The sequence below is a fragment of the Pseudoalteromonas sp. SG41-5 genome, assembly GCF_014164495.1.
GTDB lineage: Bacteria > Pseudomonadota > Gammaproteobacteria > Enterobacterales > Alteromonadaceae > Pseudoalteromonas > Pseudoalteromonas rhizosphaerae.
In genome coordinates this window covers 1-4,523 of the sequence record NZ_JACJFH010000170.1, presented here as the reverse complement: position 1 = coordinate 4,523, position 4,523 = coordinate 1, and the positions used below count along the sequence as shown (strand labels likewise).

General features: G+C 39.3%; 5 protein-coding genes and 1 pseudogene. 5 read left to right on the top strand and 1 reads right to left on the bottom strand.

Going from position 1 to position 4,523, the window contains the following annotated elements; all coding sequences use genetic code 11:
• Positions 1-110: 110 nt before the first annotated feature.
• The 5 genes from H5232_RS22365 to H5232_RS22350 all read left to right on the top strand — a co-directional run bounded on the left by H5232_RS22365 (position 111) and on the right by H5232_RS22350 (position 2,337).
• Positions 111-716: a transposase gene (locus H5232_RS22365; RefSeq protein ID WP_259400180.1), complete on the top strand. Its 606-nt coding sequence runs from the start codon at positions 111-113 to the stop codon at positions 714-716.
• A gap of 49 nt (positions 717-765) precedes the next feature.
• The gene (locus H5232_RS24780; protein ID WP_404936412.1) at positions 766-867 is read left to right on the top strand and encodes a hypothetical protein; all 102 of its coding nucleotides are present in this window, start codon (positions 766-768) and stop codon (positions 865-867) included.
• Positions 868-1,084: 217 nt separating this feature from the next.
• A complete protein-coding gene (locus H5232_RS22360) occupies positions 1,085-1,390 on the top strand; it encodes a hypothetical protein (RefSeq protein ID WP_182735900.1) in 306 nt (101 codons plus the stop codon).
• Positions 1,391-1,514: 124 nt separating this feature from the next.
• Complete coding sequence (locus H5232_RS22355) at positions 1,515-1,733, top strand: hypothetical protein (RefSeq protein WP_182831548.1); 219 nt, start codon at positions 1,515-1,517, stop codon at positions 1,731-1,733.
• A gap of 115 nt (positions 1,734-1,848) precedes the next feature.
• Entirely contained in the window at positions 1,849-2,337 is a 489-nt protein-coding gene (locus tag H5232_RS22350) for a YdeI/OmpD-associated family protein (RefSeq protein ID WP_182831547.1), read from the top strand.
• Between the two features lie 413 nt (positions 2,338-2,750).
• On the opposite strand, the pseudogene H5232_RS22345 reads toward H5232_RS22350, so the two are convergent.
• Positions 2,751-3,972 (bottom strand): annotated as a pseudogene (locus tag H5232_RS22345) (IS110 family transposase).
• Positions 3,973-4,523: the final 551 nt, after the last annotated feature.

The following is a 4,523-nucleotide window of genomic DNA, read 5'->3' as shown; positions in this document are numbered from 1 at the left end:
AAAACAGTTAAATAAATTGACTGATGATGATCAGTTAAGCTAATTTAAAAACGGCTCTACAAAATGATAAATCAGGTGATCAAAGCTGATGAGAATCGGTGATCAAAGTCATGAGAATACGCAGGCAGCCAGCAGTTAAGCAATTAAAGCAGCAGCTTGATAAATTGAATACCGACAAATCAACAGACGAACAAACGATTAAGTTCACCGCAGACAGTGGGTTTAATAGCGAAGCGAACCTTGAATACATGGCGAAAAGTGGCTTTGATACTTACATTGCGGATAACCAATTTAGAAAACGAAACCCGTTATTTAAAGATAGCGAAACTTATGAAACAGAGCAAGAAAAACGCCGACTAAAACGCAGTAAAGGTAAGCCACGCTTATTTACTTCAGAGGACTTCCATTATGATGAAACAACACAAACCTGCCGCTGTCCTGCAGGCAATGACATGTGGCGAAGTGGTATCAATGTAAACAGCCATAACCAAAAATACACGCGATTCTGCGGTTACTTAAAAGATTGCAAAGTATGCCCGCTGCAACAGCAATGCATGCGAAAGCCACCGATAAAAACAGGGCGGCAAGTACAGTTTAAAAATGATGAATCGCGTAAACAGCTAAGCTATATCGACAAAATGAAGGTCAAAATAGACAGCCCAATCGGGCGACGACAGCTTTTTATTGACGGAATGGCAAACGACTTGGCTGTATAGAGCCTGCTTTCCTTTAAATAAACAGCGGAATATTACAGTTAACAAAGGCATGAATAAATTGACCTTACACGGTCAAACGAAAGTGAATGCCCAATGGCAACTGTATTGCTTAGTTCATAATATAGAAAAGCTGCAAAACACGATGCATTAATAAAGGTAAGCTGCTACCTCTCCAAATAAGCCACTTAAACACCTGTCATACCTTCCAAAACGCCCATTAAAGCAACAGTAAATCCTCTTTTTATATTTCACGTAAAATCGAAGTAACCGATTGAATCAAAATAGGAACTCAGCTATGGTTAATGCATCAATAAAAATAAATTAAAAACGAGTAATTCTACAGCCTCGTTAGTGTTCATGGAGGAAAAATGAAAGTCCAGATAAAATCTTTCTCATCGCACCAAACTAGTAAAGTTATTGCTTTAGCGTTCGCACTATTCACAATTCCTTTTTCCATAATGGGAGTCATTGGTTTTTTCGTCGCTCCAGAAATGAAAACAAGCACTGGAGAAAGCATTCCTAATTTTCCGTTTTTAATTTTTGCATTAGCACCATTACTATACGGTTTTATGTTTTACATAATGAATAGACTCATGTGTTTCGGGTACAATTTTATTGCAAAGCGTGTCGGTGGCATTGAGTTTGAAACGGTTGAATCTGACAATGAACACTAACAAAACAATAAACATCATTCGCTTCGCTCATTGGGAAAAAGCCTCGCTGCAACTTTGTTGCAAAGCGCTCGGTTTTTCCCGTTATTGTAAGCGTTATATGATAAATAAAGTATGGAGAAACTAAATGACAAAATGCCCTCAATGCCAATCGAAAATGGACTTTGATTTTTTGAATGAAATCATGGATGAATTAAGCCAATCACGTTCCGTTACATATGAGACTATTGTTGAAGCAACATGTTGCAGGAAAAAATTAAAGGCGATCAATGACTGCAATATGTATTACATAATTTCTGAGCCTGCAAAAAAAGGTGAAGAAAGAGACATGATCGGTGCTAAATAACGATTTATTCCCTAGCCGGTAGTTTCATATAACAAGGCGCTACACACAGAAATTTTACTCGCTGCGCTCCCAAAATTCTGGTGAGCTTGGCGTTATGCAAAACTGAGAACAATCCATGATAGATAGATCGTTAATCGGAAAGCAGTTTGAATTTAATGCAATATTAGAGAATTGGGCTGAGGGTATGGATTACTGTGCTGTTAGCGTACCTTCAAGCGTAACCAAATCACTTAGAACTAAAGGGCCTGTATTGGTTCGTGCTAGTGTTAATAATTCAGAGCCATTTCAAGTAAGTCTATTTCCTGTTGGCGGTGGGAAACATTATATTCGCATTAAATCAAAGATACGTAAGCTCACGAATACTAAAGTGGGCGACAATATTAAACTTGATTTCGTTGTAATTGACCCAGAAGACGTAGATTTACCAGATGATTTACTAGCTACATTAGAAGATAGTGGCATGATAGATGGATTCTTAGATCTTCCGCCTGGAAAAAGGAACTATTTAATCCGAAGGATTGGTGAGGCTGCAAAACCCACTACGAAAGAAAAGCGAATTCAGGAAGCACTAGAAGCCGCTATTGAAAGAAATTCTAGGAAGTAAAGCCTAGTAAAAAACAAAGCGTAAGGTTAAGCCAATGCATAACAAACGCATGTTGTCGGATTGGCTTTCCGCTGCGCTCCACACCAACGGCAAATGCGGGCGTTGGTATGACTCCCACTGTCAAGTTAAACACACTGATCCTTGCCTAACTTTTTAAGCCATAATTACTTCAGCTCGAATTAGAGCGAGTTAATACATAGGATGAAGCAAGTAATGTCGTCGGTTATCTTGCTGATATTCGTTGGTTATTACTATTTCTAGTAACAGAGCAAACCTTACTTAGTTCGTCGTGGCACCTGTCTTCAGTCTATGTTCGTGGTTCAATGCAGCGTTAGCTGCATTGCCATCCTAACGCCGTCGGTGGTTGTGCCACACCCGATGCTTGATCCTATGCATTAACTCTAATTCGTTTATCATGCGGGTACTCTTGCCAATCTAAGTTTTGTATTCACTGGCGTAAGTACCACTTCTTTAGCAATGGCCCATATGTACGCAATCATTTCTCGGGCAATTGCGGTGACAACCAGGTTGTAGTGTTTCCCTTTGGCTATCATTTTTTTATAGCGCTTGCAGAGCCTAAGTTGTGCTTTCCACGCAATATCAATAATGTCCTTTGGTAAACCTTCTTGTCGTTTTTGCATATCTGTCGATATATTTGCTGCATAGCGATAAGTGTGCGCGCCTTCAATTAGTAGGCGTCTTGCTCGGCCATTTCCGCATTTTGTGATAGCGCCAATATGGCGTTTGCCACCACTCGAGTGTTCACTGGGTACAAGACCGAGATAACTCATTAATTTACGGGGATGATCGAAGCGCGTTAAATCGCCAAGCTCAGCAACAACACCGGTGGCGACCAACAAACGAACACCTCGCATTGCTTGTATTGCTTTAACAACGGGATAATAACGCCATTGATGAACGTGATGTGTAAGTTCATTATCTAATCGTTCAAGTCGACTTATTCGCTCGGTAATTGTTTGTAAAAACTCTTGTAAGACGATGTGCTGTGCTGGGTGTGGAAGCACAAGCTCAGTGAGCCAACGTAAATGTTTTTGTGACCAATTTGCAGTGCCTTTGTAATTAATATTATTACGAAGCAGCAGTGCTTTTAATTGATATTTAGCATCTTTTAAATCTTTCATGGCCACTTCGCGTGCACGAGATAAATCACGTACAGCTTCATCTTCAGGCTCGGGAACATAGATAGGTGTTAAATCTTCAGATTTAAGTAATTTAGCGAGCTTAAGGGCATCACGTTTATCGGTTTTAATCTTCTCGCCTGGTTTTTTAGGAATAAGAGACGGGGCAACCACATAACAGCAATGGCCAAGGCTTGTGATTAATCTGTAAATCCACAAATTTATAGGGAATAAATTTGAACCGTGTAGCGGGCTTTAGTGAGTATCAGGGACGATACGAATAATAACCACAAGGGCCTGCTTCATAAACAAAGTGTAACGTTGCGCCAGGGTATTTAGATTCAAACTGACGAACAAGCTTTTGAACGGCAACTTTGGAAGAGGAAAATCGACCAAGGTGAACAGGTTGTGCACCTCTATGTTCTTCAATATAGGCGACTTCATTGAATTCTTTATGTGTATCAAGTCCGATAAAAAGTATGCTATGTTTATTCATGTTAGCCTCTGCTGTTTAGTTGATAGACAAACTAATTATGGCTCTGGCTTTGAATTAAGCTAACCCACGAAAAGCGGAGGCTAACACCGTGTGGGAGTCATTATGTCTATGTTGCAAGGAAGATTCCTAGTTTGGTGAAATTTCAAAAAGTAGTTTTTAGCCTCTCAGTAATATGCTTGTTTTTGTTTTTCCTATTTCATTATTTGGGTCATAGCAAAGAGTCTCTAATCAGTGTTTATGTATTTATCCTTTTCTGGGGGTTAGAAAAATGTTTATCTTGGCAACTAGGTTATAAAATTGGTATCGGACCAATGGTAGCAATACCATCAAACGCAGATAGCAAATTAAGGTTGTTCGGGTTAGTCTGGGGTTTGTTGTTTTTAAGTATCGGTGTCTTTAATCTGTTCAAAGTAATAGCAACATAACAAGTGACTATGGTGTCAATTCCTAATTTTAAACCATTTCAGGATCCCACATTACACCATCTCTCACCATTGAATTTATTATCACTACCAGCTTTCGTATACACGCAATGATGGCTACTTTTTTAG